General features: G+C 67.8%; 20 protein-coding genes. 10 read left to right on the top strand and 10 right to left on the bottom strand.

The annotated features are described in order from the left end of the window. Positions 1-61: 61 nt before the first annotated feature. Both ACN22W_RS21190 and ACN22W_RS21185 read left to right on the top strand, forming a co-directional pair. The gene (locus ACN22W_RS21190) at positions 62-1,057 is read left to right on the top strand and encodes an arabinose ABC transporter substrate-binding protein (RefSeq protein ID WP_193100684.1); all 996 of its coding nucleotides are present in this window, start codon (positions 62-64) and stop codon (positions 1,055-1,057) included. Between the two features lie 19 nt (positions 1,058-1,076). Further along, positions 1,077-1,841 (top strand): SDR family oxidoreductase, encoded by a 765-nt coding sequence (locus ACN22W_RS21185; RefSeq protein WP_419689284.1) that lies wholly within the window; start codon positions 1,077-1,079, stop codon positions 1,839-1,841. Between the two features lie 65 nt (positions 1,842-1,906). Here the strand turns inward: ACN22W_RS21185 and ACN22W_RS21180 are convergent, their stop codons facing one another. The 4 genes from ACN22W_RS21180 to ACN22W_RS21165 all read right to left on the bottom strand — a co-directional run bounded on the left by ACN22W_RS21180 (position 1,907) and on the right by ACN22W_RS21165 (position 7,740). Next, on the bottom strand, positions 1,907-3,622 hold the full coding sequence (locus ACN22W_RS21180; RefSeq protein WP_129517238.1) for a cation:proton antiporter: 1,716 nt from the start codon (positions 3,620-3,622) through the stop codon (positions 1,907-1,909). 208 nt (positions 3,623-3,830) lie between these two features. Continuing rightward, the gene (locus ACN22W_RS21175) at positions 3,831-5,225 is read right to left on the bottom strand and encodes a c-type cytochrome (RefSeq protein ID WP_419689283.1); all 1,395 of its coding nucleotides are present in this window, start codon (positions 5,223-5,225) and stop codon (positions 3,831-3,833) included. After that, the gene (locus ACN22W_RS21170) at positions 5,222-7,000 is read right to left on the bottom strand and encodes a GMC family oxidoreductase (protein ID WP_419689282.1); all 1,779 of its coding nucleotides are present in this window, start codon (positions 6,998-7,000) and stop codon (positions 5,222-5,224) included. Before ACN22W_RS21170 ends, ACN22W_RS21175 begins: the two co-directional genes overlap by 4 nt. Then, positions 7,000-7,740, bottom strand: a complete 741-nt coding sequence (locus ACN22W_RS21165) for a gluconate 2-dehydrogenase subunit 3 family protein (protein ID WP_419689281.1) — start codon at positions 7,738-7,740, stop codon at positions 7,000-7,002. Before ACN22W_RS21165 ends, ACN22W_RS21170 begins: the two co-directional genes overlap by 1 nt. Before the next feature lie 565 nt (positions 7,741-8,305). Between ACN22W_RS21165 and ACN22W_RS21160 the strand changes: the two genes are divergently transcribed. Continuing rightward, positions 8,306-8,890, top strand: a complete 585-nt coding sequence (locus ACN22W_RS21160; protein WP_419689280.1) for an RNA 2'-phosphotransferase — start codon at positions 8,306-8,308, stop codon at positions 8,888-8,890. A gap of 12 nt (positions 8,891-8,902) precedes the next feature. On the opposite strand, the gene ACN22W_RS21155 is transcribed toward ACN22W_RS21160, so the two are convergent. Beyond that, a complete protein-coding gene (locus ACN22W_RS21155; protein WP_419689279.1) occupies positions 8,903-9,319 on the bottom strand; it encodes a DUF3995 domain-containing protein in 417 nt (138 codons plus the stop codon). Between the two features lie 323 nt (positions 9,320-9,642). Between ACN22W_RS21155 and ald the strand changes: the two genes are divergently transcribed. Further along, positions 9,643-10,758: an alanine dehydrogenase gene (gene ald / locus ACN22W_RS21150; RefSeq protein ID WP_419689278.1), complete on the top strand. Its 1,116-nt coding sequence runs from the start codon at positions 9,643-9,645 to the stop codon at positions 10,756-10,758. Between the two features lie 39 nt (positions 10,759-10,797). Here ald and polX read toward each other — a convergent pair whose 3' ends face one another. The 4 genes from polX to ACN22W_RS21130 form a co-directional block, all read right to left on the bottom strand. Beyond that, entirely contained in the window at positions 10,798-12,561 is a 1,764-nt protein-coding gene (polX, locus tag ACN22W_RS21145) for a DNA polymerase/3'-5' exonuclease PolX (RefSeq protein ID WP_419689277.1), read from the bottom strand. Positions 12,562-12,708: 147 nt separating this feature from the next. After that, positions 12,709-13,101, bottom strand: coding sequence for a TraR/DksA family transcriptional regulator (locus ACN22W_RS21140; protein WP_129517231.1), 393 nt, complete (start codon positions 13,099-13,101; stop codon positions 12,709-12,711). Positions 13,102-13,491: 390 nt separating this feature from the next. Next, the gene (locus ACN22W_RS21135) at positions 13,492-14,898 is read right to left on the bottom strand and encodes an undecaprenyl-phosphate glucose phosphotransferase (protein WP_419689276.1); all 1,407 of its coding nucleotides are present in this window, start codon (positions 14,896-14,898) and stop codon (positions 13,492-13,494) included. 11 nt (positions 14,899-14,909) lie between these two features. Beyond that, entirely contained in the window at positions 14,910-15,692 is a 783-nt protein-coding gene (locus tag ACN22W_RS21130; protein WP_419689275.1) for a Crp/Fnr family transcriptional regulator, read from the bottom strand. Positions 15,693-16,635: 943 nt separating this feature from the next. On the opposite strand from ACN22W_RS21130, the gene ACN22W_RS21125 reads away from it, so the two are divergent. The 6 genes from ACN22W_RS21125 to ACN22W_RS21100 all read left to right on the top strand — a co-directional run bounded on the left by ACN22W_RS21125 (position 16,636) and on the right by ACN22W_RS21100 (position 23,554). Next, positions 16,636-17,418 carry a Crp/Fnr family transcriptional regulator gene (locus tag ACN22W_RS21125; protein WP_419689274.1) on the top strand — a complete coding sequence of 261 codons (783 nt, stop codon included), beginning with the start codon at positions 16,636-16,638 and terminating at the stop codon, positions 17,416-17,418. A 179-nt stretch (positions 17,419-17,597) separates the two neighbouring features. Next, complete coding sequence (locus ACN22W_RS21120; protein ID WP_129517227.1) at positions 17,598-17,849, top strand: acyl carrier protein; 252 nt, start codon at positions 17,598-17,600, stop codon at positions 17,847-17,849. Beyond that, a complete protein-coding gene (locus tag ACN22W_RS21115) occupies positions 17,846-19,042 on the top strand; it encodes an acyl-CoA dehydrogenase family protein (RefSeq protein ID WP_343493740.1) in 1,197 nt (398 codons plus the stop codon). The genes ACN22W_RS21120 and ACN22W_RS21115 overlap by 4 nt, the downstream gene beginning before the upstream one ends. Further along, a complete protein-coding gene (locus ACN22W_RS21110) occupies positions 19,039-20,013 on the top strand; it encodes an amino acid--[acyl-carrier-protein] ligase (protein ID WP_193100696.1) in 975 nt (324 codons plus the stop codon). The genes ACN22W_RS21115 and ACN22W_RS21110 overlap by 4 nt, the downstream gene beginning before the upstream one ends. Next, a complete protein-coding gene (locus ACN22W_RS21105; RefSeq protein WP_419689273.1) occupies positions 20,010-21,065 on the top strand; it encodes a DUF1839 family protein in 1,056 nt (351 codons plus the stop codon). The genes ACN22W_RS21110 and ACN22W_RS21105 overlap by 4 nt, the downstream gene beginning before the upstream one ends. Continuing rightward, a complete protein-coding gene (locus ACN22W_RS21100) occupies positions 21,062-23,554 on the top strand; it encodes a glycoside hydrolase family 2 protein (protein WP_419689272.1) in 2,493 nt (830 codons plus the stop codon). Before ACN22W_RS21105 ends, ACN22W_RS21100 begins: the two co-directional genes overlap by 4 nt. Positions 23,555-23,594: 40 nt before the next feature. On the opposite strand, the gene ACN22W_RS21095 is transcribed toward ACN22W_RS21100, so the two are convergent. Continuing rightward, entirely contained in the window at positions 23,595-24,986 is a 1,392-nt protein-coding gene (locus ACN22W_RS21095; RefSeq protein ID WP_164992106.1) for a sigma-54 dependent transcriptional regulator, read from the bottom strand. Positions 24,987-26,118 lie beyond the last annotated feature (1,132 nt).

Below are 26,118 nucleotides of genomic sequence, written 5' to 3'. Positions count from 1 at the left end.
ATTTTTTCGCGCCGCGGGCGGCCTTGCCCGCGCGCCCGACTACAACAATGGAGTGAGACGCATGCGATTCCACTGGAAAACGCTCGTGCTGGCCACCGCGAGCCTCACGCTGTTTGGCGGTGCCCCGGCCCGCGCCGCCGATGCCGCCGACGTGAAAATCGGCTTCCTCGTCAAACAGCCGGACGATCCGTGGTTCCAGGACGAATGGCGCTTCGCCGAGCAGGCGGCGAAGGAAAAACACTTCACGCTGATCAAGATCGCGACGCCGAGCGGCGAAAAGGTGTCGACCGCGCTCGACAGCCTCGCCGCGCAGAAGGCGCAGGGCGTGATCATCTGCGCGCCCGACGTGAAGCTCGGCCCCGGCATCGCGGCAAAAACGAAACGCGCGGGGCTCAAGCTGATGTCGGTCGACGACCAGCTCGTCGACGGCCACGGCGCGCCGCTGCAGGGTGTGCCGCACATGGGCATCTCCGCGTACAAGATCGGCCAGCAGGTCGGCCAGGCCATCGCGGACGAGACGAAGCGGCGCGGCTGGAATCCGGCCGAGGTCGGCATCATCCGGCTCGCTTACGACCAGTTGCCGACCGCGCGCGAGCGCACGACCGGCGCGGTCGACGCGCTCAAGGCCGCCGGCTTTCCGGCCGCGAACGTGATCGACGCGCCCGAGATGACGGCCGACACCGAAGGCGCGTTCAATGCGGCGAACATTGCGCTCACCAAGCATGCGAACTTCAAGCGCTGGGTGGCGTTCGGCTCGAACGACGACACGACGGTCGGCGCGGTGCGCGCCGCCGAGGGGCGCGGCATCGGCGCGGATGCGATGGTCGCGGTCGGCATCAACGGCAGCCAGGTCGCGCTCAACGAGTTCGCGAAGCCGAAGCCGACGGGCTTCTACGGTTCGATCCTGCTGAATCCGCGCCAGCACGGCTACCAGACGAGCCTCAACATGTACGACTGGATCACAAAGAACCAGGCGCCGCCGCCGCTCGTGCTGACGTCCGGCACGCTGATCACGCGCGACAACGAAAAGCAGGCGCGCGCCGCGCTCGGTCTGTGAGACTGCACCAGGAGCCGACATGACACGTACCACCCTCGTGACGGGCGCCGCCGGCGGCATCGGCCAGGCGCTGTGCCGCACCTTCCTCGCGGCCGGCGACCGCGTGCTCGCGCTCGATCGCGACCGCGCGGCGCTCGACCACTTCATCGACACGCTCGCCGACGCGCACGCGACACCGATCGTCGACGACCTGACCGACGCGGCGCGGCTGCATTCGATGCTCGAATCGCATCCGGAAGTCGACGTGCTGGTCGCGAACGCGGGCACGGCCGCGTCGACCACGCTGCGCGATACGACGCCTGCCAGCTGGCGCACCGATCTCGATGCGAACCTGACGGCCACCTACGTGAGCGTCGAAGCCGTGTTGGCCAGCATGCGTGCGCGCCGGCACGGTGCGATCGCGATCATCGGTTCGGTGAACGGCGTGCACGCGCTCGGGCATCCGGTGTACAGCGCCGCGAAGGCCGGGCTGATCAGCTACACGAAATCGCTCGCGATCGAATACGGCCGCGACGGCGTGCGCGCGAACATCGTGCTGCCGGGCACGGTGAAGACGCCCGCGTGGGAAGCGCGCGTGCAGCGCAACCCGCAGGTATTCGAGCAATTGAGGAAGTGGTATCCGCTCGACGATTTCGCGACGCCCGACGACGTCGCGCAGGCCGCGCTGTTCCTGTGCTCGCCGGCCGCGCGGATCATCACCGGCGTCGCGTTGCCCGTCGATGGCGGCCTGCTGGCCGGCAATCGCGTGATGGCGCAGGAACTGACGCTCGAGACGTTTTACTGACCGCAGCGCGGGCGGCCGCCTGGCCGCCGCGCTGCCCGGTGCGCGGCGCGATGCCGCGCGCCGTCTCAATGCGCAGCCGCGACCGGCTTCACCATCCTGCCGAGCACGTGCTCGGTCATCCCGCGCGCGAGTTCGGTCTCGCCCATGAACACGGTGCCGATGCCCTCGCTCGACAGCAGCGCGGCCTCGTCGCCGCTGTTCGTGCACAGCACGACCTCGAGCGTCGGGTTGAGCGTGCGCGAGATCTCGACGATCTGCCGCACGTCGAACACGTCGGGCAGCGTGACGACCAGCATCCCGGCACGCGCGATATGCGCCTGCACGAGCACGATCGGCTCGATCGCGTCGCCCGACACGGCCGCGATACCGTCCGCGCGCAGCTTCTCGACGAGCTCGCGGTTCTGCTCGACGACGACATACGCAATCCCGCGCTCGTCCAGCGCATGCGCGATGCGCGTGCCGACCTTGCCGTAGCCGACGATCACGACCTGCCCGGTCAGGTGCGTCTGCGGCGTCGACATCGGCAGCGCGGCGAGCGGATCGTCGCGCGCCTCGAGCCTGCGCGCGAACGCCGAATGCTTGCGGATCCATGCGAGCGCCGGATCGATCATCGCGAACAGCAGCGTATTCATCGCGATCGAGATCAGCGCGACCGCGAGAATCAGGCTCTGCCCCTCGGCCGACAGCAGCCCGAGCGCCCGGCCGAGCCCCGCGAGGATGAACGAGAATTCGCCGATCTGCGCGAGGCCGGCACCGACCGTCAGCGCAGTGTTCAGCGGATAGCGGAACGCGATCACGAGTGCGACCGCCGCGAGCGTCTTGCCGACCAGCACGATCGCCGCGACCTCGATCACGTGCAGCGGCTCGTCGAGCAGCACCTTCGGGTCGAACAGCATCCCGACCGAAATGAAGAACAGCACCGAGAACGCGTCGCGCAGCGGCAGCGTCTCGTCGGCCGCGCGCCGGCTGAATTCCGACTCGCGCATCATCATCCCGGCGAAGAACGCGCCGAGCGCGAACGACACGTCGAACAGTTTCGCCGCGCCGAACGCGATGCCGACCGCGGCCGCGATCATGCACAGCGTGAACAGCTCGCGCGAGCCCGTGCGCGCGACGAGCCACAAAATCCGCGGGAACACGCGCTTGCCGACCACGAGCATCAGCGCGATGAATGCCGCGACCTTCAGCATCGTGACGCCGAGCGTGCCCCAGATGCTGCCGCCGGCCGCATGCGCGTCGCCGGGCGGCGTGCCGCCGAGCAGCCCCGCGACGGGCGGCAGCAGCACCAGCACGAGGACCATCACGAGATCCTCGACGACGAGCCAGCCGACCGCGATGCGCCCGTTGACCGTCTCGACGAGCCCGCGCCCTTCGAGCGCGCGCAGCAGCACGACCGTGCTCGCGACCGACAGCGCGAGCCCGAACACGAGCGCCGCACCGACGCTCCAGCCCCACGTGAGCGCAAGGCCGCCGCCGAGCAGCGTCGCGACGGTAATCTGTACGACGGCGCCCGGCAGCGCGATCTTGCGCACCGCGAGCAGGTCGCCGAGCGAGAAATGCAGGCCGACGCCGAACATCAGCAGCATCACGCCGACTTCGGCGAGTTGCTGCGCGAGCGAAAGATCGCCGACGAAACCGGGCGTGCCGGGGCCGATCACGATCCCGGCGAGCAGATAGCCGACGAGCGGCGGCATTTTCAGCAGCGACGCGAAGTAACCGAAGATCATCGCGAGACCGAAACCGGCCGCGAGCAACGCAATCAGGCTGACGTCATGAGGCATCCCCCCTCCCAAGTTCTTGTAACTATTTAGTAAGGTTCAAGAATGGAAGGATAAGGGATGAGGCGGAACAATGGCGCGCCGCCGCGAAAATTTCACGTGGCGGCGCGCCTTGGCGGGGTGCAACCCCGGCGAAACGCAAGGCGCCGCGCGAGCACGCCGGCGCGTTGAAACGGCCCGAACAGGCGGGGCTGGCGCCCCGCCGCTGCCGTCAGCGCGACGCTTGCGGGAACCGCGCGCCCGGCGGCGGTTCGGGCCGGGTCGACGGGACGCTCTTGCGCACTTTCGCGACCTGCGCGGCCGTCACCGGCGCGCCCGTGTTGCCCCAGCTCGTGCGCACGAAGTTCGACACGTCCGCGACTTCCTGGTCCGACAGGCGCCAGCCGAGCGGCGGCATCGTGAAGGTCGACGGCGCGGTGCGCGTGCCTTGCAGCGCGCTGCCTTCCAGCACGACGTGGATCAGCGACGTCGGATCGTCGCCCTGCACGACCGGGTTGCCGGCCAGCGCCGGGAACACGCGCGTGTAGCCGTGGCCGTCGCTGCGGTGGCAAGCCATGCAGTTGTCGCGATAGACGGCCGCGCCCGGCTTGCTCGCGTCGCCGGTCTGCAGCGCCTTCGCGGCGGCCGCGTCGTACACGTGCGCTTGCTCGCCCTGCGCGCGCGGCGGCAGCGTCTTCAGATAACGTGCGATCGCGTTCAGGTCGTCGTCGGTCATGTGCTGCATGCTGTGGCCGACCACGTCCGTCATCCCGCCGAACGCAGCCGTGCGCAGCGTGCGGCCCGTCTTCAGGAACTGCACGATCTCGGTGTCCGTCCACGTGCCGAGCCCCGTGCGCGGCTCGCCGCGCAGGCTCGTCGGCACCCAGCCGTCGATCGCCGCGCCGCCGGCCAGGAAGTCCGGGCCGTCCGCGTCGGTCAGCCCGCGCTCCTGCATCGTCGGCGCGCGCGGCGTGTGACACGCGCCGCAGTGGCCGAGACCCTGCACGAGATACGCGCCGCGCGCGACCACCGGATCGGTGTACGGCGCCGCGTCGAACGGCTTCGGCGACGGTGCGAACATCTTGCGCCAGATCCCGAGCGGCCAGCGCATCGACAACGGCCACACGATGTCGACCGTGCGGTTCTCGTGCTCGACCGGCGCGACGCCGTGCATGAAGTACGCGTACAGCGCCTTCATGTCGTCGTCGGTGAGGCGCGCATAGGACGGGAACGGCATGGCCGGATACATCGTGTCGCCGTTCTTGCGCACGCCCTCGCGCACCGCGCGGGTGAAGTCCTCGACCGTCCAGCCGCCGAGGCCCGTTTTCGGGTCCGGCGTGATGTTCGTCGAATAGATGCCGCCGATCGGCGTGTCGAACTTCAACCCGCCCGCGAACGGCTTGCCGCCGCTCGCGGTGTGGCACGCGATGCAGTCGCCCGCGCGTGCGAGATATTCGCCGCGCTTGACGAGGTTCGCATCGGCGGATTGGGCCGCGGGCGCAGCCGCCGGCTGGGCGAAAGCCGCCGTGCCCGCGAGACCGAATGCGGCCCAGGCCGCACCGGCCGCCAGCGCGCGTCGCACCGGCGAAAGGCGACGCGCGGCGTCGTGGTTCATCGTCCTCTTCATACGGTCACCAGCGGGGCGGGATTTTTCAGGTATTGCTCGCGGATCGCGCGTGCCGACCAGTAGGCCAGCGCCGCGATGATCCCGGTCGGGTTGTAGCCGATGCCCTGCGGCAGCGCCGAGGCGCCCATCACGAACACGTTGTGCACGTCCCAGCACTGCAGGTAACGGTTCAGCACGCTCGTCTTCGGGTCGGTGCCCATCACCGCGCCGCCGACCAGGTGGGTCGTCTGGTACGCACGCGAATCGAAGTGCTTGCCGAACTCGCGCGTCGATACGCCGATCGACTTCGGCCCCATCGCCTCCGCGATCTTCTTCATCTGCCCGGTCACGTACTGCGCCATCCTGATGTCGTTGTCCTTCCAGTCGAAGGTCATCCGCAACAGCGGCTGGCCGTACGAATCTCGATAGGTCGGATCGAGGTCGAGATACACGTCGCGGTACGACATGTTCGAGCCGTGCGCGTCCATCGAGATCGTGTGCGCGTAGTAGTCCTTCACGGATTTCTTCCACGCCGAGCCCCACTGCGGCGTGCCGGCCGGCGTCGCGATGCCGCTGACCGGCTTCACGCCGGCCTGGTTCACCCACAGCGGCGAACCGCCGACGAAGCCGAGCGGGCCGTGGTCGAAGTTGTCCGCGTTGAAGTCGTCCACCGCGACGCCGTTGCCGCCCGCGCCGATGAACGGATTCGTGTAGGTGTCCTTGTCGAAGAACGCCTTGATCGTCGACAGGTTCTGGTACGCGAAATTGCGGCCGACCACGCCTTCGCCCGAGATCGGGTCGTACGGCTTGCCGATGCCCGACAGCAGCAGCAGGTGCACGTTGTGATACTGGAACGCGGCCACGATCACGAGATCGGCCGGCTGGTGCACTTCACGCCCGGCCGGGTCGACGTACGTCACGCCCGTCGCGCGCTTCTTCGTGTCGTCGAGGTCGACGCGCAGCACGTGGCACTTCGAGCGCAGCTCGAAGTTCGGCGCCTGCTTCAGCGCGGGCAGGATGTTCAGGTTCGGCGACGCCTTCGAATACATGTAGCACGCGTAGCCGCTGCAGTAGCCGCAGAAGTTGCACGGGCCCATCTGCACGCCATACGGGTTCGTGTACGGGCCCGACGTGTTCGCCGACGGCAACCGGTACGGGTGCAGGCCGAGCGATTGGGCCGCATCGAAGAAGCGCTGCGCCGAATACGTATTGAGCTGCGCGGGCAGCGGGAAGTTGTCGCTGCGGTTCGCCTCGAACACGTTGCCGTCGCCGACCACCTTGCCGCCGACCTTGTACGCCTGCCCCGACGTGCCGAACACCTTCTCGGCGAAATCGAAATGCGGCTCGAGCTCGTCGTAGCTGACGCCCGTGTCCTGGATCGTCATCTCCGCGGGGATGAACTTCTTGCCGTAGCGCTCTTCGTAGTGGCTGCGCAGGCGCAACTCTTCCGGCGTGATCCGGAAATGCACGCCCGACCAGTGCAGCCCCGCGCCGCCCACGCCCTCGCCCGGCAGGAACGCGGCGAGCTGCCGGTACGGCAGCGCGGTGTCCTGCACGCCGTGGCGGATCGACACAGTCGTCTTCGACAGGTCGAGGAACAGCTTCTTGCGGATGTTGTAGGTCAGCTCGTCGATCGTGTTCGGATACGCGCCGTCCGGATAGGTGTCGCGATATTCGCCGCGCTCGAGCGCGACGACCTTCAGGCCCGCTTCGGTCAGTTCCTTCGCGAGAATCGCGCCGGTCCAGCCGAAGCCGACGATCACCGCATCGACATGCGGTTTTTTATCTGCGGCCATCAGCTGCGCTCCCCGTTGATCGAGACGGGGCCGTACGGATAGGCCTTGCCGTTCTGGTTGACGAAATCCATGAAGTCCGCGCGCGCGCCCGGAAAACCGATCATCTTCCACGCGGCCATGTCGTGATTGCCGCCATGCACCGGATCGCAGAAGTAGCCTTCGCGCGTGTTCTGCAGCAGCTGCCCGAAGAACACCTCCGGCGGCACGTCGTCGATCTGCGCGCCGCCCTTCTCCAGCGCGCCGAGCATCGTGTCGCGCGTCGGCGCGTCGAGCTCCGCGAACGCCTTGCCGTGGGCATTCTCGCAATAGCGGTTGACGGCCGCGATGCCGAGCCGGTAGATGTCGCGCGGCACGAGCTTCAGCTGGTAACCGAGCTCGGGCACGCCCTGCTGGAACGGCCCCTGCATGTACCACGTCGCGCCCTGTGCATACGGCGTCTCCATCTGGCGGTCGATGAATTCGGGCACGCCCGATTCGAGCGCGCCGGGGCCTTCGGCGTCGGCGGGGATCAGCCGGTCGACGGCGGCCTGGACGAACGCCCATTCCTTCGCATCGAAGAAGGTCGGCTTGTACGGGGCGCGTTCGGCGCCGGCCGATGCAGCGGGCGCGCTGCCGGCCGTCGTCGCGGACTGCGACGACGAGCGCAGGTCGCAGCCGGCAACCGACGCGATCGGCACGAGCGCGACCGACGTGCGCAGGAAACGGCGGCGCGAGTTGGGTTTGTCAGATGGCGTGGACATGGTCGGATGTTGATCGTTGGGGATCGGGGGCCGGACGCGCGCATTCCGCGTGCGGCGTGTCCGGCACGGCAGCCATGCCGCACGCGGCCGGCCGTCCTGTTCTTTCGGATGCTGCGAACAACCTCGATGCAGCCGCGTGCGCGCCGGGTTCCGGAGGCGCTGCGCGGATCGACCTCTACGTGGGCCTTATCGTCGGACAAATACCAGCCATCGGCCCGTATCTGCCCGCCATCGCCATGACCCTGATTCAACTTAGACGCCACGTTTGCCGACGGCAAGCGCAACGTGCACGACCCTCTTTCGGGTCCGGCGACGCGTGGCGCGAATTATAAATGGAACCGGTTCCATTACTAGACGGTTCAATGCAATTCAATGCATCGAAAACTGCAACAATTGAAAAATCCGGGATGTGGAATGCGCAAGGACCGCGCGATGACAGGCCGAACCGCCCGCCGGGCAGACGATTGTTCTGCGTCGGGCCGGGCCAATGACTGTCTCTTTCCAGCCACGCTGGCGCAACGCGACGGTGCCGGTTTGCAACGCGGTCTGGTAGCCTCCGCGTCTCATGAATACACAGAACAACAAATCGCTGGCGCCCGACGCGACCAGTATCAGCAAAACCCTCAGCTACCTGCTGCGCCACGCACCGCAGACGATCGGCCTGCAACTCGACCCGGAAGGCTGGGCCGACATCGGCGAGCTGATCGCCGGCGCTGCCCGCAACGGGCGCAGCCTCGATCGCGCGACGATTGAAACCGTCTGCGCGACCAGCGACAAGCAGCGTTTCGCCCTCTCCGACGACCGTCGACGCATCCGCGCGGTACAAGGCCATTCGACGTCCGCCGTGCAACGCCGGTATCCGGCCGCGCAGCCGCCCGAGCGCCTCTATCACGGCACCGCGACGCGCTTTCTGGATTCGATTCGTGCACAAGGGCTGAAGCCCGGCGCCCGACATCACGTACATCTGTCGCCGGACATCGGGACGGCACTGGCCGTCGGTACACGCTACGGCGTACCCGTGATTCTCGAGATCGATGCGCAGCGCATGCAGCGGCAAGGCCACACGTTCTTCGTCGCCGAAAACGGCGTATGGCTGACCGATGCGGTGCCGGCCGAATGCCTCACACCGATCGATCCGCCTGCGTGCTGAGCCGCACGCCGCTCACCACGGCCAGAACATCGACGCGATGGACAGCGCGAGGGCCGCACAAAGCGGCGAGTAGTACAGCGTGTCCATCCGCGCGAAACGCGACCCGCGAATCCGCTTGAAGAAACCGACGTAGCGGAAATCACCAACGGCCCGCACCGCGAAGATCAATGCGAGCGCAACGACCGCGCACGCGATCGTGCCGGGATACGGGTTCCGCCCGAACCAGCCGGCTCGCGTGGCGACCATGCATGCGCCGGCCAGCAGCGCCGCCGCGACGGCGAGCGTGCCGACGGCGGTCGGCCGCAGCAGCGGCTCGCCGTCCTGTTCCGGAATGGCCGCACGCTTGCCCAGCCGCCCGCCGAACGCCCAGTAGACGTGAACGAGCGCAATCGCGCAAAGCGTCGGCACGCTGAAATACGCACCGGTCATGTCGGTAAATGTCCTCGTCTCGATGTGTCGTTGTTCTGCCGGAACGGTTCCGGCACGCGGCCCCGGCCCGCGCCACGCATGACGATACCGAAACCCGGCAACGCGTGCATTGCGACGTCCGGTCGCAACCCGCGACTGCGCATGTTGCGATGCAGTGCGCGTGCATCGTTACGCCGGCCGGCCGCTTGACTTCCCTCCGCGCACTACTACGCTGTTATTCCAGTACTGCGGCCCGCACGCCCCTGCGCCAGCGGCCGCACGTGCATCGTCCGCCGCGCCGAGTGGATGCACGACAACGATAACGAAGGCCATGGAGGTGACTCATGCTGATCGGTGTGCCGAAGGAGATCAAGAACCACGAATACCGCGTCGGCCTCACGCCGGCCAGCGCACACGAACTCACGCGGCACGGCCATTCCGTGCTCGTGCAGCGCGGCGCGGGTACTGCGATCGGCCTGCTCGACAACGACTACACGGCCGCGGGCGCGTCGCTGTGCGACGGGGCCGACGAAGTCTTCGCACGCGCCGACATGATCGTCAAGGTCAAGGAGCCGCAGCCGGTCGAATGCGCGATGCTGCGGCGCGGCCAGATTCTCTACACGTACCTGCATCTCGCGCCCGATCCCGATCAGGCGGCCGCGCTCGTGAAATCCGGCGCCGTCTGCATCGCATACGAAACCGTGACGGGCCCCGGCGGCGGCCTGCCGCTGCTTGCGCCGATGAGCGAGGTGGCCGGACGCATGTCGATCCAGGTCGCGGCGACCCATCTCGAAAGCCCGCGCGGCGGCCGCGGCCTGCTGATGGCGGGCGTGCCCGGCGTACCGGCCGCGCATGTCGTCGTGCTCGGCGCGGGCGTGGTCGGCACCGGCGCGCTGCAGATGGCGGTCGGTCTCGGCGCGCGCGTGACCGTGCTCGACACCAACGTGAACCGGTTGCGCCAGCTCGACCTGGTCTTCGCGAACCGGATCACGACCGTCTGCTCGAACGCGCACACGATCGACGAAGCCGTACGCGATGCCGACGTCGTGATCGGCGCCGTGCTCGTGCCCGGCGCATCGGCGCCGCGGCTCGTCACGCGCGACATGATCGCGACGATGCGCACGGGGGCCGTCGTCGTCGACGTCGCGATCGACCAGGGCGGATGCTTCGAGACATCGCACGCGACGACGCACGCGGACCCGACCTTCGTCGTCGACGGCGTCGTGCACTACTGCGTCGCGAACATGCCCGGCGCGGTCGCGCGCACGTCGACCTTCGCGCTGAACAACGCGACGCTTGGGGCTGCGCTCGCGCTCGCCGACAAGGGCTGGAAGCAGGCGATGACCGACGATCCGCACCTGCGCGCGGGCCTGAACGTCTGCGACGGACACATCACGTACGAAGCGGTCGCGCAGGCACTCGGCCTGCCTTATGTCCCGGCGGCCGGCGTGCTGGCCTGACCTGGACGCACGGCGGGCGGCACGCGCTGCCGGCCGCCTTCACGCGCCCTTCGAGCGGCCGCGCTTCGACGCGCCGCCCGCCCCCATCGTGCGCGCCAGCAGCGGCCGCAGTTGCGCGAGCGTGCGCGTGTTCAGCACGTCCTGCCGCGTAAGCCAGCCGCGCCGCGCCTGATCGACCCCGTACGCGAGATTGTCGAGTTCATCCGCGCTGCACGCATCCGAACCGATCGCCACCGGCACACCGGCCTTCGCGGCCTCGCGGCACCAGATGTCCGGCAGGTCGAGCCGCCGCGGCTGCGCATCGAGTTCGACGAAGCAGCCGCGCGCCGCGGCCTGTGCGATCACACGCGGCAGGTCGAGTTCGCATGCGTCGCGCTCGCCGAGCATGCGGCCGGTCGGGTGCGCGAGCATCGTGAAATGCGGATGGTCCATCGCGCGCAGCATGCGCTCGGTCTGCGCGTCGCGCGACAGGTCGAAGCCGTCGCGTACCGCGCCGACCACGAGATCGAGCCGGCCGAGCATCGCATCGGGCACGTCGAGGCTGCCGTCTTCGCGAATGCCGGCCTCCACGCCCTTGAGCAGCACGAAATCGTCGAACGACGCATTGACGCGATCGATCTCGTCGAGCTGCCGCGCGAGCCATTCGAACGCGTTGCGGCCACCGCCGGCATGCGGCGTCCGGTCGGTGATGGCCAGATACGCGAGCCCGCGTGCGCGCGCCGCATCGGCCATTGCGCGCAGGCTGTCGCGGCCGGCCGATGCGTCGGTATGCGCATGCAGGTCGCCGCGGACGTGCTTGCGCTCGACCAGCACCGGCAGCGTGCCGGCGCGCGACGCGTCGATCTCGCCGCGATCCTCGCGCAGTTCGGGTGGTACCTCGTGCAGCCCGATTGCTTCGTAGACCGATGCCTCCGTCGCGCCGGCAATCCGTTCGTCGCCGCGAAACACGCCGTATTCGTTGATCTTCAGCCCGCCGGCCTGCGCGATCCTGCGCAGCGTGATGTTGTGCGCCTTCGATCCCGTGAAGTAGACGAGCGCCGCGCCGAACGCATCGGCATCGACGACGCGCAGGTCGACCTGCAACCCGTTGACGAGCACGACGCTCGAACGCGTCTTGCCGTGTGCGAGCACGCGCGCCACGTCGCCGTAGCCGACGAATGCGTCGGCGACGGCGACCGGATCGCGTGAGGTAACGAGGATGTCGAGATCGCCGACCGTCTCGCGGCGACGGCGAAAACTGCCGGCCGGCACGGCCTTGCCGACGCCTGCGACCGCGCGCAGCCGTTCGAGCAACGGCATCAGCGCGTGCGCGGCATCCGGCAGCAGGAAACGTTGCGGATCGCGCAAGCGCTCGTCGATCGCGTCGAGCAGGTGCGCTTCGGTTCTCGCGCCGAAGCCCGGCAGCTCGCGCACGTGCCCGTTCTTCGCTTCGGTGCGCAACTGTTCGAGCGAATCGACGTGCAGCGCGTCATGCAGCGCTTTCACGCGCTTCGCGCCGAGCCCCGGCACCTCGAGCAGTTCGACGATCGCGCCCGGCAGCGCATGGCGCAGCGTTTGCTGCAGTTCGCAGGTGCCGGTCGCGGCGATCTCGCGCAGCTTCGACGCGAGGTCGGGCCCGATCGACGGAATCTTCCCGAGATCGTCGCCGTTCGCGACCATCGTCGGAATATCGCGCCCGTAGTCGGCGATGGTACGCGCGGCATTGCGGTACGCACGCACGCGGAACGGGTTGGCGCCCTGGATCTCGAGCATGTCGGCGATCTCGGCGAACACGGCCGCGCACTCGGCATTGCGGATCGGCATGATCGGCGTGGCTCCCTTCCACGTGGATGACGCCGCGCGTGCGCGACGGCGCCTGCCTGCCCGGCGCCGCATGTCGACGCCGCCGGGCGCCCGTTCGTCATCGTACGCCGACCGCGCAGCACATGCAGCGCGCAGGCGGCCGTCACGTCAGAGCGATGCGCGTGGTGTCGTGGCGTACCGTCGTTCGTAGATCGACTGGCAATGCGTGCAGCGTTCGGCGGTCGGACGCGCGAGCAGGCGCGCGTAGGCGACTTGTGCATCGCAATCGATGCATTCGCCGTAGCTGCCGTCGCGCATCCGCTGCTGGGCGCGGCCGACGGCACGCAGTTCGGTCAGCTTCATGCCGATCAGTGCATGGTCGACGTCGACGAACAGGTCCGCGTTTGCCTCGTCGCCCTCGTCCGGCGCCGCGCCGGCAAGGTCCGCATAGGATTCCGACGCGCGCTGGTCTTCGCTCGTGCGGATTTCCGCACGCAACGTCAACTCGCTCTCGTTCAGGCGCTGTTGCAGCGTCCGCCGTTGTTGTTGGTCGAGCGCCATGGCCATCTCTCCTGTTCCGGGTTCCGCGCGGAAATGCGGCGCGCGGTGTCGCGCCGGTGTGCGGCGGGCATGGCAAGACCGGCGCCGCCGCGCCCGGATGCACGCCCGGACACGTGAAGCGCCGAACGCATTCGATGCAGGATAAACCCATTGAACACGTGTGTGTTGACGGGAATCAGCGGGCCGTCGACGCGCGCGACACGCTCGCGGAAACTGGGGACCGACGCGAAATCGCCACGCTCGATGTGTGCCGGGAAGCCCGGTGGCGCAACTGCAGTGCAGCAATTCGCTGCGCCACTGCAGGCTTCCTTCGACACACTCGTACCGCCGCCAACCCGTTCGTTGGCGGCTTTTCACACGACGCACCACTTCCTGGATGATTCGCAATCCTCAGAAAGCATTCCGCCCGGTGAAACCGCGCACGACCGTCAACAGGATGATCTTCATGTCGAACCAGAAGCTCCAGTTCTGCATGTAGAAGAGATCGAACTTCACGCGCGCTTCCATCGCCTCGACCTTGCGCGTCTCGCCGCGATAGCCGTTCACCTGTGCCCACCCGGTGATGCCGGGCCGCACGCGGTAGCGGTACATGTAGCTGTCGATCAGCTGCCGATAGAAGTCATCGTGTTCGATCGCGTGCGGGCGCGGGCCGACGACCGACATCTGCCCGAACAGCACGTTGAAAAACTGCGGCAGCTCGTCGAGCGACGTGCGCCGCAGGAACGCGCCGACCGAGGTGATCCGCGAATCGTTGCGCGATGCCTGCCGCACGACGCCCGGCTGCGCACGATGCACGCGCATCGTCCTGAACTTCAGGATGTTGAACTCGCGGCCGTCGACGCCCTTGCGGCGCTGCCTGAACAGCACGGGCCCCGGCGACGACAGCTTGACCGCGATCGCCAGCATCGACAGCAGCGGCAGCAACGGAATCAGCACGCCGACCGCGAACAGCCGGTCGAACGCGAACTTCGCCCACAGCTCCGGCGCGGAGCGCGGCGTAGTCGCGAGATTGATCGCCGGCATGCCAAGCACGTCGGTCGCCGAGCGATCGATCACCGCCATCCGCCGCACGTCGGGCAACAGCCGCAGCTCGACGAATTCGTCGCGCAACTCGCGCACGATGCGCTGGATCCGCCACTCGTGCGACATCGGCAGCGTGAGCCACACCTCGTCGATCTCGCCGCCACGAATCAGGTCGCGCAAGGTGTTCCAGTCGTCGATCACGGGTACGCCGCCGATGCCGCCCGTGGCGGCCTGCGTGTCGTCGTCGAATACGCACGCCGCCACGAAGGGGCCATTCGGCGCCAGTTGCATCCGCTCGATCGCCACGCGCCCGTACGCCGTTGCGCCGACGACGGCGACGCGGCGCTGTCGCGCGCGCGGATCGTCACGTGTCAGCGCGAGTGCCAGCAGCACCGCGCGACCGAGCAGCAGCGCCGCGTCGCCGGCCAGCACCGTGCGCACGATCCAGCGGGGCGTGACCGTGCCGCCGCGGTTCATGATCCACATCGTGCCGGCCACCGTGAGCACGCTCGCGCAGACGACGGCAACCATCGTCTGCGTCAGCGCGTGCACGCCGCCCTGCGCCGCCATGCCGCCGCGCACGGTGCGCAGGTAGCGCGGCAGCAGCGCCGCGGTCAGCACGCACAGCAGCGCGATCGCGCCGCGCTGCGCGTCGGACAACTCGCGCCAGGCAAGGCCCGACGCCGCCTGCGCCGCAAGCGCGCCGGCCAGCGCGAGCACGACGTCGGCCGCCGCGATCGCGGCACGCCGCATCGCATTCGTTCCACCGGACATCGACTGCATCGTCACGCACCATGTGCCGGGAATCCGCAACGTACCTCCGGCAGGCGGGGGCGAACCGGCGTCGGCCTCGTATTCCCGCGCGTGCCGAGCAACCGGCGATAGTCGGCGCGAATCAGGTCGTAGCATTCGCATGCGTGATGTTCGAGACCGTCGCGGTCGAGCACCGTGATGCGGCCGCGGCGCTGCCGGATCAGCCCGGCTTCCTGCAGGCTGCCGGCCGCTTCCGTCACACCCTCGCGCCGCACGCCGAGCATGTTCGCGATGGTTTGCTGCGTGACGGCCAGCTCGTCGCCGTCGATACGGTCGTGCGCCAGCAGCAGCCAGCGGCTGAGCTGCTCGCTGACCGAGTGATGCCGGTTGCACAGCGCGCTGCGCGAAATCTGCGCCATCGTCGCCTGGCAGTAGTTGAGCAGCAGCCGGTAGGTTGCCGGCGAGCGCTCGAATTCGGTGCGCATCACACAGCTCGGCACGCGATACGCCATCCCGCCGATGCGGACCTCGATCCGGCTCGACGCCGCGGCGCCGCCGACCAGCGTCGCGAGCCCGACCACGCCCTCGCGGCCGACCACCGCCACCTCGACCATCGCACCGTCCTCCATCAGGTGCTGCACCGACATCATCGCCGTCGTCGGAAAATGCATGTGACGCATCGGCTCGCCGACCCGGTCAAGCATGCCGGCCTTGATCCTGACCAGTTCGAGGTGTGGTGCGATGGCGCGGATGCTGTCCTCCGGGAGGGCATCGAGGATGGCATTCGCCGAGTAGCTCGAGTGAAGATGAAGCATGTCTGTATCCTTTTATTGTCCGTGCAGCCTGCAGCCGCGTGCACGGAACTCGTTATCGCGATGCGCGCCCGGACGTTGACAGTGGTTGCGGCCCACAACCCTGAATCCGATTGACCGTCGGCTTGTTGCCGTCGGATTGAATCGACCGTCCCGTTTCGACACGCCAGCCCGAATAAGCGATTTACGTGCCAATACCCGCCCATGCTTAATATATGAATCACGTCCGATTTAGATCGATCGAATTAGCCGTCTAAAAGCAAAAAAAGCGTCTCATTTCCGGACACTCTTCCGTGCGACGGACACTCTTCCGTGCAAAGGACCCGGCTCGCCATTCGACTGATCAAATCGCGCACGTCGTGCTGGAGCAGTCGCTTCGGAGCCTGCGAGGCTTATCGTTCAAATACTTACAGCCGATTTTCAATTGTTTCCGTGATGTGCCGGGCGGCGCTCCGCAGCGACCCCACGCCTCAGACACACGTTTGAAACTGTCTCAAATTTGAATCTGTGCACTAATTCCCGGATCTGTACGCCACCGCACACATCGCACGCAAGCCATTGATCCATATGACCAATTTTTCATTGCTCGAGCATTTGTCAAATAGTGTTCAATGTGCGCCCGGCACTTTTCGCTGTACGATGCGCTGCGTCGCGCGATTGATTCCCGTTCGACATCGAATGGTTCGCCGGCCTGTCATTCCGTTTCCGGATGATTAATTTCGTGGAAATGAATCATTAAATCCACATAACGTTTTCGCCCAATCCCAATCGTCAAACTTTGTGAGATGACGCAAGGTGCAATTGTTTTAATTCAATTGCGTGTTAGCCTTTTCGCCAGCATCGTCATTTTATTTTCGACGAACACAAGTCCGCACGATCGTGCGAAATCCCGATTTACGGGGTATCGCCGCGACGACGCGCGACCGCCACCCTACGAGGATGTGCCGTGACTCTCCAGGCCCTTGACGCCGTCGCGCACGCGAACGGCATGATCGAGCTTTCCCACAGCTTCGATGCCAACCGGTTTCTCGCGGCCATCGATCGGGACGAGCTCGCCACGCTGGTCCCCCATCTTCAACTCGTCCACCTGAAATCGGGGCAAGTGCTCTGCGAACCCGGCGAGATGCTGGCCGCGGTCTACCTGCCCGTCACGACGGCGATTTCGCTGCAGTACGTGTCGTCCGGCGGCATGACGCTGGAGGTCGCGGAGATCGGCAGCGAGAGCGTGGTGTGCGACGACGTGACCGGCGGCAGCGGCCGGATGCCCTGCCGTGCGGTCGCCTGCCGCGACGGCTTCGTCTACCGGCTCGACCGGCGTGTATTCGCCGCCGCGTTCGATGCGTCGCCGGTGATCCGCCATCTGGTGTTCGTCTGCGTGCGGCTGCTGATGGCGCAGGTGTCGCAGATCACGTTCTGCAGCCGTCATCACGTGCTCAAACATCAGTTATGCAGATGGTTCCTGCTGGCGTACGACCGGACGCGCAGCATCGAGATCCAGGTGACGCACAGCATGCTGGCGCAGATGCTCGGCGTGCGGCGGGAAACGGTGACGGATGCCGCCGGCGAAATCCAGAAGCTCGGCCTGATCCGGCAATACCGAAGCTCGATCGAGCTGGCCGACCTCGACGGCCTCGAAAAAATGTCGTGCGGCTGCCGCGCGATCGTGCGCGACGAGATGAAGCGCATCCTGTCGGCCGACTCGGGTGTGCCGGCCGCGGCGCGCGCCTGATTGGCCTGCCCGATCGGTGCGGCGCTTTGGCGCCAGCCGCATCGGGGTTAGCTGTTTGTAGGGTGGCGAACAGAACGCCGTGCCTGCCAATGGTCTACTGATGCCGGACTGCCGGGGGGACGTCAGCGCATAACGCGCGTCTGCCCGAGCGGACGACACCACGCACGCCGGAGCAGCACGTGAAAAACGAAATCAGAACCATCCTCAGGCACGTCGCCCATCTCGAAGCCGCGATCGATTCGATCGGCGACGGGGACGACCTCTACGAAGCGGGCCTCTCCTCGCTCGATACGATCCAGCTGATGCTCGCGATCGAGAAGCAGTTCAACATCGAGATTCCCGACGAGATGCTGAACCGCAACCTGTTCCGCAGCATCGATGCGCTCGCGGACACGATCGCCACACTTCAACGCACCGAGCATTCCGCATGAGCGGGCTGCTTCCCGAACTCGCGGCCGACAGCGACGCGCATCGGCTCGACGAGGCCGCGCATGCCGTAGCACAGATCGCCGCGCAGCACGCGGATGCGGTCGATCGCGACGCGCGCTGCCCCGTCGAGGCAATCGAGGCGATGCGCGCGCGCCGGCTGCTGAGCGCGATGGTGCCGACCCATCTGGGCGGCGCCGGCGCATCGCTGGCCGACGTCGCGTCCGCCTGCTCGATCCTCGGCCAGGCCTGCGCATCGTCGGCGATGGTGTTCGCGATGCACCAGATCCAGGTCGCCTGCATCGTCAACCACGCCGTCGACCAGGGCTGGCACAAGCTGTTCCTGCAACAGCTCGTGCGCCACCAGTGGCTGCTCGCGTCGGCGACGTCGGAAGACGGCGTCGGCGGCAACCTGCGCGCGAGCCAGTGCGCGCTCGAAACCGACGGCGGCGAGTTCCGGCTGCGCAAATCCGCGCCGACGATCTCGTACGGCGACTACGCGGACGGCATCCTGGCCACTGCGCGACGCGACGCGGACGCGCCGCCTTCCGAACAGGTACTCGTCACGCTGCTGCGCGACGGTTATACGCTCACGCGCCGCGGCGAATGGGACACGCTCGGCATGCGCGGCACGTGCAGCAACGGCTTCGCGCTCGATGCGCAAGGCGCCACCGTCCAGTGCCTGCCCGTGCCGTTCGCGAAGATCGCCGAGGAAACGATGGTGCCGGTCTCGCACATCCTGTGGGCCGCGGTGTGGATCGGCGTGGCCGGCGACGCGTTCCACCGCGCGCACCAGTTCTTCCGCGCGCAGGCACGCCAGACCGACGGCGCGCCGTCGCCCGCGGCGCGGCGCATCGCCGAATCGCTCGCGCTGATGCAGGCGATGCAGACCCGCGTCGACCACGTGCTGCACCTTTATGCGAACGCGTCAGCCCGTTCGTGGTCGGCCGGCATGGCCTGGGCCGCCGAGATCAACACGCTGAAGACCTACGTGTCGGCGACCGCGCTGGAAGTCGCGCACCAGGCGATGATGATCTGCGGGATGGCCGGTTACAAGCAAGGCACGCCGTTCAGCATCGGCCGCCATATTCGCGACCTGTACGCGGCGCCGCTGATGATCAGCAACGACCGCATTGCCGCCAACACCGCGAGCCTGCTGCTCGCGCTGCGTCCTGCGACGCTGGAGAAACATACGTGAACGATCGCCTCGCCGTGCCCTCCGCCGCCTCCGCTCCCGCCGATGCACCGCTCGACCGCGCGGGCGTCAACCCGCTGCGCGATGCGCTGATCGATGCGGGCCTGCTGGTCTCGACCGGCATCCAGGGCCTGTTCGGCCGCAGCGAACGGTTCGAGCGCGTCGTGGAAGCGCTCGACGCGTTCGTCACGCGCGTCGGCGCCGACCAGCAGGCCGAAGTGCTGCGCTTTCCGCCGGCGATGAGCCGCCTGGAGTTCGAGCGCAGCGAATACATGAAGAGCTTTCCGCAGCTCGCGGGCAGCGTGCATGCGTTCTGCGGCGACGAGCATCAGCACCAGCGCCTGCTGCAGTGCCTCGATCGCGGCGACGACTGGACCGAAAACCAGAAGCCGACCTACGTCGTGATGACGCCGGCCGCGTGCTACCCCGTCTATCCCGTCGTCGCGCGCGCGGGCGCGCTGCCCGGCGACGGCCGGATCGTCGACGTGTTCTCGTACTGCTTCCGCCACGAGCCGTCGCTCGACCCGACCCGCATGCAGTTGTTCCGGATGCGCGAGTTCGTGCGGATCGGCACGCCCGAGCAGATCGTCGCGTTCCGCGAGACCTGGATCGAACGCGGCACGCGGATGATCGAGGCGCTGCGCCTGCCGAACGCGATCGATCTCGCGAACGACCCGTTCTTCGGCCGCGGCGGCAAGATCGTCGCGAACAGCCAGCGCGAGCAGAACCTGAAGTTCGAGCTGCTGATCCCGATCGAACACGACGACCGCCAGACCGCCTGCCTGAGCTTCAACTACCACATGGACCATTTCGGCCTGCTGTGGGACATCCGCACCGCGACGGGCGACGTCGCGCACACGGGCTGCGTCGGCTTCGGCCTCGAACGGCTCACGCTCGCGCTGTTCCGCCATCACGGCTTCGATCTCGACGCATGGCCGCGCGAAGTCCGCGACGTGCTGTGGGGCACGCGATGAGGTTCGTGTCCCGCGACGGCGAAGACGCGTCGTTCGAGGATGTGCGCCACCGCGCGCGCCACTACCGGCCGCACCCGCTGCACAGTCAGGAGATGGTCTGGAAGCAGACCAACTGCTACGTCGACATGTGGCTCGAAGTGCTCCGGTGGTGGGGTTTCAATCCGTACGCGGCGCTGCCGTTTACGATCGCGCTCGATTTCGAGGGCGACCAGTTCACGTTCTTCAAGTTTCCGCACGACGAACTGGAGCGGCTCTACGGCGTCGTCGTGCAGGAACACTCGATCTACGAACCGCTCGACCAGCACATCGAAACGCAGGTCGCGCGCGGTCACCTGATGATCGTCGAGGTCGACGCGTGGTTCCTGCCCGACACGCGCGGCAGCAGCTATCGCACGCAGCACACGAAGACGACGATCGGCATCGATGCGATCGACCGCGACAAGCACCAGATCGGCTATTTCCACAACAGCGGCTATTACGTGGCCGAGGATCTCGACTACAACGGGCTCGTCGGCGACAGCTCGACGATGACGCTGCCGCCGTACGTCGAATGCGCGAAGCGGCGTTTTGCGCCGCTCGACGAGCGCGCGCTGTGCGAAGCGTCGCTCGGCGCGCTGCAGCGTCACCTGCGGCGCCTGCCGGTCGTCAATCCGATCGCGGCATTCCGGCGGCAGTTGCAGACCGATGCGCGGACGCTCGCCGATTCGCCGCTCGAGCGCTTCCATGCGTACTCGTTCAATTCGGTGCGGCAGCTCGGCGCGAATTTCGAACTGTTCGGCCATTACGCGCGCTGGCTGCAGGCCAGCGGCTGCGTCGGGCCGTTCGCCGAGATCCGCGCCGCATGCGAGCGCATCGCGTCCGAAGCGATGGTGCTGGAATTCCGGCTCGCGCGCGCCTGCGCGCGCGGCAAGGAAGAGCGCGGCGATTCGACGCTCGAAGCGATCGAAACCGCGTATGCCGACCTCGTGGCCTGCGCGCGGCAGATTGGCGCGCCGCTGCGGAACATGACGCCTGCACGCAGCGACACGGCGCCCGTGCCGGTCATGCGGTGACGCGCGCACGTGCCCTGCCCGCATGGTCGATGCTGGCGACGGCCGCGGGCGCCGCGCAGGCACCGCGCGACCTCCCGGCCGCCGGCGACGGCTGGATCGCGGCGCCCGTGCCCGGCACGGTCGCGCAGGCGCTCGCGCTCGCCGGCCGGCTCGACGAAGCCGGGACGCTCGACGAACGCGACCACTGGTACCGGATCGAGCTGCGCGGACGCGGGCCGCGCGTGCTGCGCTTTCACGGCCTCGCGACGCTCGCGCAAGCGTGGCTCGACGACACGCTGCTCCTCAGCTCCGACAGCATGTTCGTCGCGCACGACGTTACCGTGTCGCTCGACGGCACGCACCGGCTGACCCTCTGCTTCCGCGCACTCGCCCCGCACCTGCGTGACACGCGTGCGCCGCGCCGTGCGCGCTGGCGCACGCGGCTCGCGGAGCCGGCGGCACTGCGCACGGTCCGCACCTCGCTGTTCGGACACATGCCCGGGTGGTTTCCGCCGTACGTGCCGGCGGGCCCGTGGCGGCCCGTCGACGTGCTCGATCCGGCCGCCGGGCCCGTTCTGGTCGATTGCGACCTGCATGCGCGCATCGAAGGCGACACGGGCTGGCTCGACGCGGAGCTGACGTTCTCCGCGCCGCTGCCCGATACGCTCGCGGCGCGGCTGTCGTGCGGCGAACACCACGCAACGCTCGAACGCGCCGGCGCCGACCGGCTGCGCGCGAGCATCGCGGTACCCAACGTGCGCCGCTGGTGGCCGCATACGCACGGCGAGCCGGCACTCTACGAGATCGCGCTGCACCTCGGCGACGAGCGGCGGCCGCTCGGCTCGACCGGCTTTCGCACGATCGAGATCGACGCCGGCGCCGACGGCAAGGGCTTCGGGCTGCGCATCAACGGCGTGCCGGTGTTCGCGCGCGGCGCGTGCTGGAGCAGCGCCGCACCGCTCGCGCTGCACGCGGACGACGCGACCTACGGCCGCCTGCTCGGGCTCGCGCGCGACGCCGGCTTCAACATGATCCGTGTCGGCGGCACGATGACCTACGAAGCCGACGCCTTCCACGCGTGGTGCGACCGGCTCGGGCTGCTGGTCTGGCAGGATTTCATGTTCGCGAACTTCGACTACGCGCTCGACGATCCCGGCTTCGCGGAGAACATCGACCGTGAAGCCCGGCAGTTCCTCGCGCGTCACGGCGCGTCGCCGTCGCTCGCGGTGCTGTGCGGCGGCAGCGAGATCGCGCAACAGGCCGCGATGTCGGGGCTCGGGCCGAAGCAGCGCTTCGTCGAGCTGACCGCCGAGCGGCTGGCCGGCCTGGCGGCCGCGCGCCGCCCCGACGTCCCGTACGTGCCCGATTCGCCCGACGGCGGCGTGCTGCCGTTCATGCCGCGCGAACGCGTGTCGCACTACTACGGCGTCGGCGCGTACCTGCGCCCGCTCGACGACGCGCGCCGTGCCGACGTGCGCTTCGCGAGCGAATGCCTCGCGTTCGCGAACGTGCCATGCGACGCGACGCTCGCCGAGCTCGGCTGGCCCGGCGTGCACGAGCCGCGCTGGAAGGCGGCCGTGCCGCGCGACCCCGGCACGTCGTGGGATTTCGACGACATCCGCGACCACTATCTGCAGACGCTGTACGACGTCGCACCCGACCGGCTGCGTCGCGAGGATCCGGCGCGCTACTTCGAGCTGTCGCGCGCGGTGATCGCGGACCTGATGCGCGAGACGTTTTCCGAATGGCGGCGCACCGGCTCGCGCTGCGCCGGCGCGCTCGTGTGGCAGCTACAAGACGTGATGCCGGGCGCCGGATGGGGTGTGATCGACGCCGCGCACCGGCCGAAATCGGCGTGGTATGCGCTGCGCCAGGTGCTGCAGCCGGTGCAGGTGCTGCTCGTCGACGAAGGCCTGAACGGGCTCGACGTCCACGTGGTCAACGAGCACCCGGCGCCGCTGTCGGCGGCGCTCGAGCTGGTCGCGCTGCGCGACGGCCGCACGCCGGTCGCGCGAGCCGGCTGCCCGGTGCGGATCGCCGCGCACGACGCAATGCGGATCGGCTCGGCCGAGCTGCTCGGTCGCTTCTTCGACTGGACCTATGCGTACCGCTTCGGGCCGTGTGAACACGACACCGTCGTCACGACGCTGCGCGCCGACGACGGCACGCTGCTGTCGCAGGCGTTCCATTTCCCGTCCCGCACGCACCCGGCCGTGCTGGCACGTCGCGAACTCGGGATCGAGGCATGCGTATCGCGTAGCGGCGACACGTGGCACGTCGACATCGATACGCGACACGTCGCGCGACACGTGCAGATCGACGCGCCGGGTTTCATGCCGCGCGACGACTGGTTCCATCTTGCGCCCGGCACACCGGCGCGTGTCGCGCTCGTTCCGCTGGAAATTGCAGGGGATGCCGGGAAGCATCCGGCCGCCGCCGATGCGCCGCCCGTTGTCGAAATCCGCGCCGTGAACGCCGCGCGAACGGTGCGCGCCACGCAGGCCGGTTGACGCGACGCTCGCGGCCGCCGCGAGCGTCGCCAGTCCAATCTCAGTCGGACGAGCCCGTGCCGCGCGGCCGCTCGATCCCGTACGCCTCCATCCAGCGATACAGCGTCGCGCGCGACACGCCGAGCTCGCGCGCCGAAGCCGCGACACGCCCGCGCGTGCGCAGCAACGCGGTTTCGATCGCCTCGCGCTCGATCGACTTGCGGATGTCGGCCACCGACGGCGACGCCGCGTCGAGACAGTATTCGAGTTCGAGGTCCTGCGCGGTGATCAGGCGCCCTTCCGTCATCACGACCGCACGGCGCACGCGGTTGATCAGCTCGCGGACATTGCCGGGCCAGTCGTGCTTGTACAGGGCCGTGATCGCATCCGTCGAGAAGCCGCGCACGCGATGGCGCGCGTCGCCGCGGAAGCGTTCGAGCATGTGATGCGCGAGCAGTTCGATGTCCTTGCCGCGCGCGCGCAGCGGCGGCTGGTCGATCCGCATCACGCACAGACGGTGGAACAAGTCCGCGCGAAAGCGCCCTTCTTCCATCGCGCCGCGCAGGTCGACGTGCGTCGCCGACACGATCCGGACGTCGACCGGCACCGGATCGCTGCCGCCGAGTCGGTGAATCGAGCGCTCCTGCAGAAAGCGCAGCAGGCTCGCCTGGCTCTCGTGCGGCAGGTCGCCGATCTCGTCGAGCAGCAGCGTGCCGCCGTTCGCGGCCTCGACATAACCGATCTTGCGCGCGTTCGCGCCGGTAAACGCACCGCGCTCGTAACCGAACAGCTCCGATTGCAGCAGGTGCGGCGGAATCGCGCCGCAGTTCACCGCGACGAACGGGCCGTTGCGCCGCTCCGAATGACGATGGATCGCGACCGCCGTCAGTTCCTTGCCGGTTCCGGTTTCGCCGAACACGAACACCGGTGCGTCGGTGCGCGCGAAGCGTCGCACCGTATCGAACAGCCGCAGCATCGCACTGCAGGTGCCGACGATGCCTTTCTCTTCCGATTCGAGCTGTTCACGGTCGCGCGCGAACAGGCATTCCATGCCGTACGCATGGCCGACCGTATCGGCGATCCGCTGGTGCGACGCGGGCAACGTGACGTAGTCGAAACAATAGTCGCGCAACAGCGCGCGCACGTTCGGCGACGCGGTCTGACCGACGTCGATGAGCGCGACCCAGACGACATCGCGCATCGACGCGCAGGTCGACGCGATGCTGCCGATCGCATCGGCATGACCGCCGCTCAGGTCGAGGATGCCGCAGGTGATTTCACCGGACGTGTCGCGCAACTCGCTCGCCTGCGCGACGATCGAGACTTTCCAGTCGCGTCGCGCCAGTTCCTTTCGCAGCATGACGGACGGCGACTGCGTCCAGTAAATCAACGGACGCTGCCCGTTACCGCTCCCCGCGCCGGCGCTCTTATCGCGCGTTATTGGCATATTCATAACGAACCATCACTTTCTCCACTCCGCGAACCGTTCGCGTGCGCTGCGGCCGGCGGCGCATGGCCGCCTGTCCGCGCCGCGTTTCCGCAGCTTTGGCGAAGATCGAAACTGCACACGGCGAGAGCCCCCGGAGGTCGAGCCGGATGTTATCCGGCCTCGTTGTCATCGAACTCGAACGGAACGCGCGGCTGCGGAAGCCACGACGTTCCGGCTTTGATGCGACCCGCCGTCAGGCGGGGCACGTCGGCAAACGGAAATTCCGTCCGCATGTGCGTCGCGTCGTACACGACAGTCGCGCCCGATGCTGAACCGAATGGCGGCCACCCCGCTTCCGGAATGACCGCCTCATTACATCCGCTCCTGAATTTACACCCCGTTTCAAGATGGTCGTGTTACCAAAAGATAATCCTGATTCAGCCGGTTACGCTAGCGGTCGCCCCGTACTTTGTGCCTTTGACCACTGAGATTTGATTATCTCTAACCATTCCCGTCAATCAGTGGCAAATACTACTTTTCCGCAAGATAGGTGCAGTCGATTGCCTGCCAATTCCACCGAAATCCCCGAAAAAGGCCGGCACCGCATTCCATGCATCGCATAATCGCGCGCGCCGCCGTACGCCCATGGCGCGCCGCGACGGCGCGCGGCCCGCTCTTCCGTTACACGTCGTAATCAACCAGGTCGCGGCGCGCGTCACGTTCATGGTGCCGACGCACCCCGGGATGTGCGCTTCTCGTGCACGCCATTCTCCGGCGAACCACTGTTGCCCGGCGCGAAATCGGTGGGGGTTGCACTCGCTCCCCGCAGTGCAGCATGACCGTCCGGCACGCATGCAAAGGCACGCTGCCGTCACCGGATTGGCCGTCCAGTTGAACACGCGCGCAAACAACGGTGCGTCGCCGCGGCCCGCCGGGATGGGTCAATTATGAAAAGGCACCTGCCCCGGCGGTGTGTGCTACCGCACATTGCAGCGTTCCCGGGGCCCGCGCGCGGCCACGCCGCCCCCTGCCTCCCGTGCGAATCCGGAGCGTGAGTACGCTTTCGAACAGACCGGCGCACGGCGTATCCGGATGATGAGGATCGTCGCATCGCACGGAACGATCGCGTCCGTGCGATGCGGCGTGCCGAAGGCAT

The organism is Burkholderia theae (assembly GCF_048565265.1).
Lineage (GTDB): Bacteria > Pseudomonadota > Gammaproteobacteria > Burkholderiales > Burkholderiaceae > Burkholderia > Burkholderia theae.
Note: the sequence above shows the minus strand (reverse complement) of the source record. Positions and strands in the feature narration are given on the sequence as shown.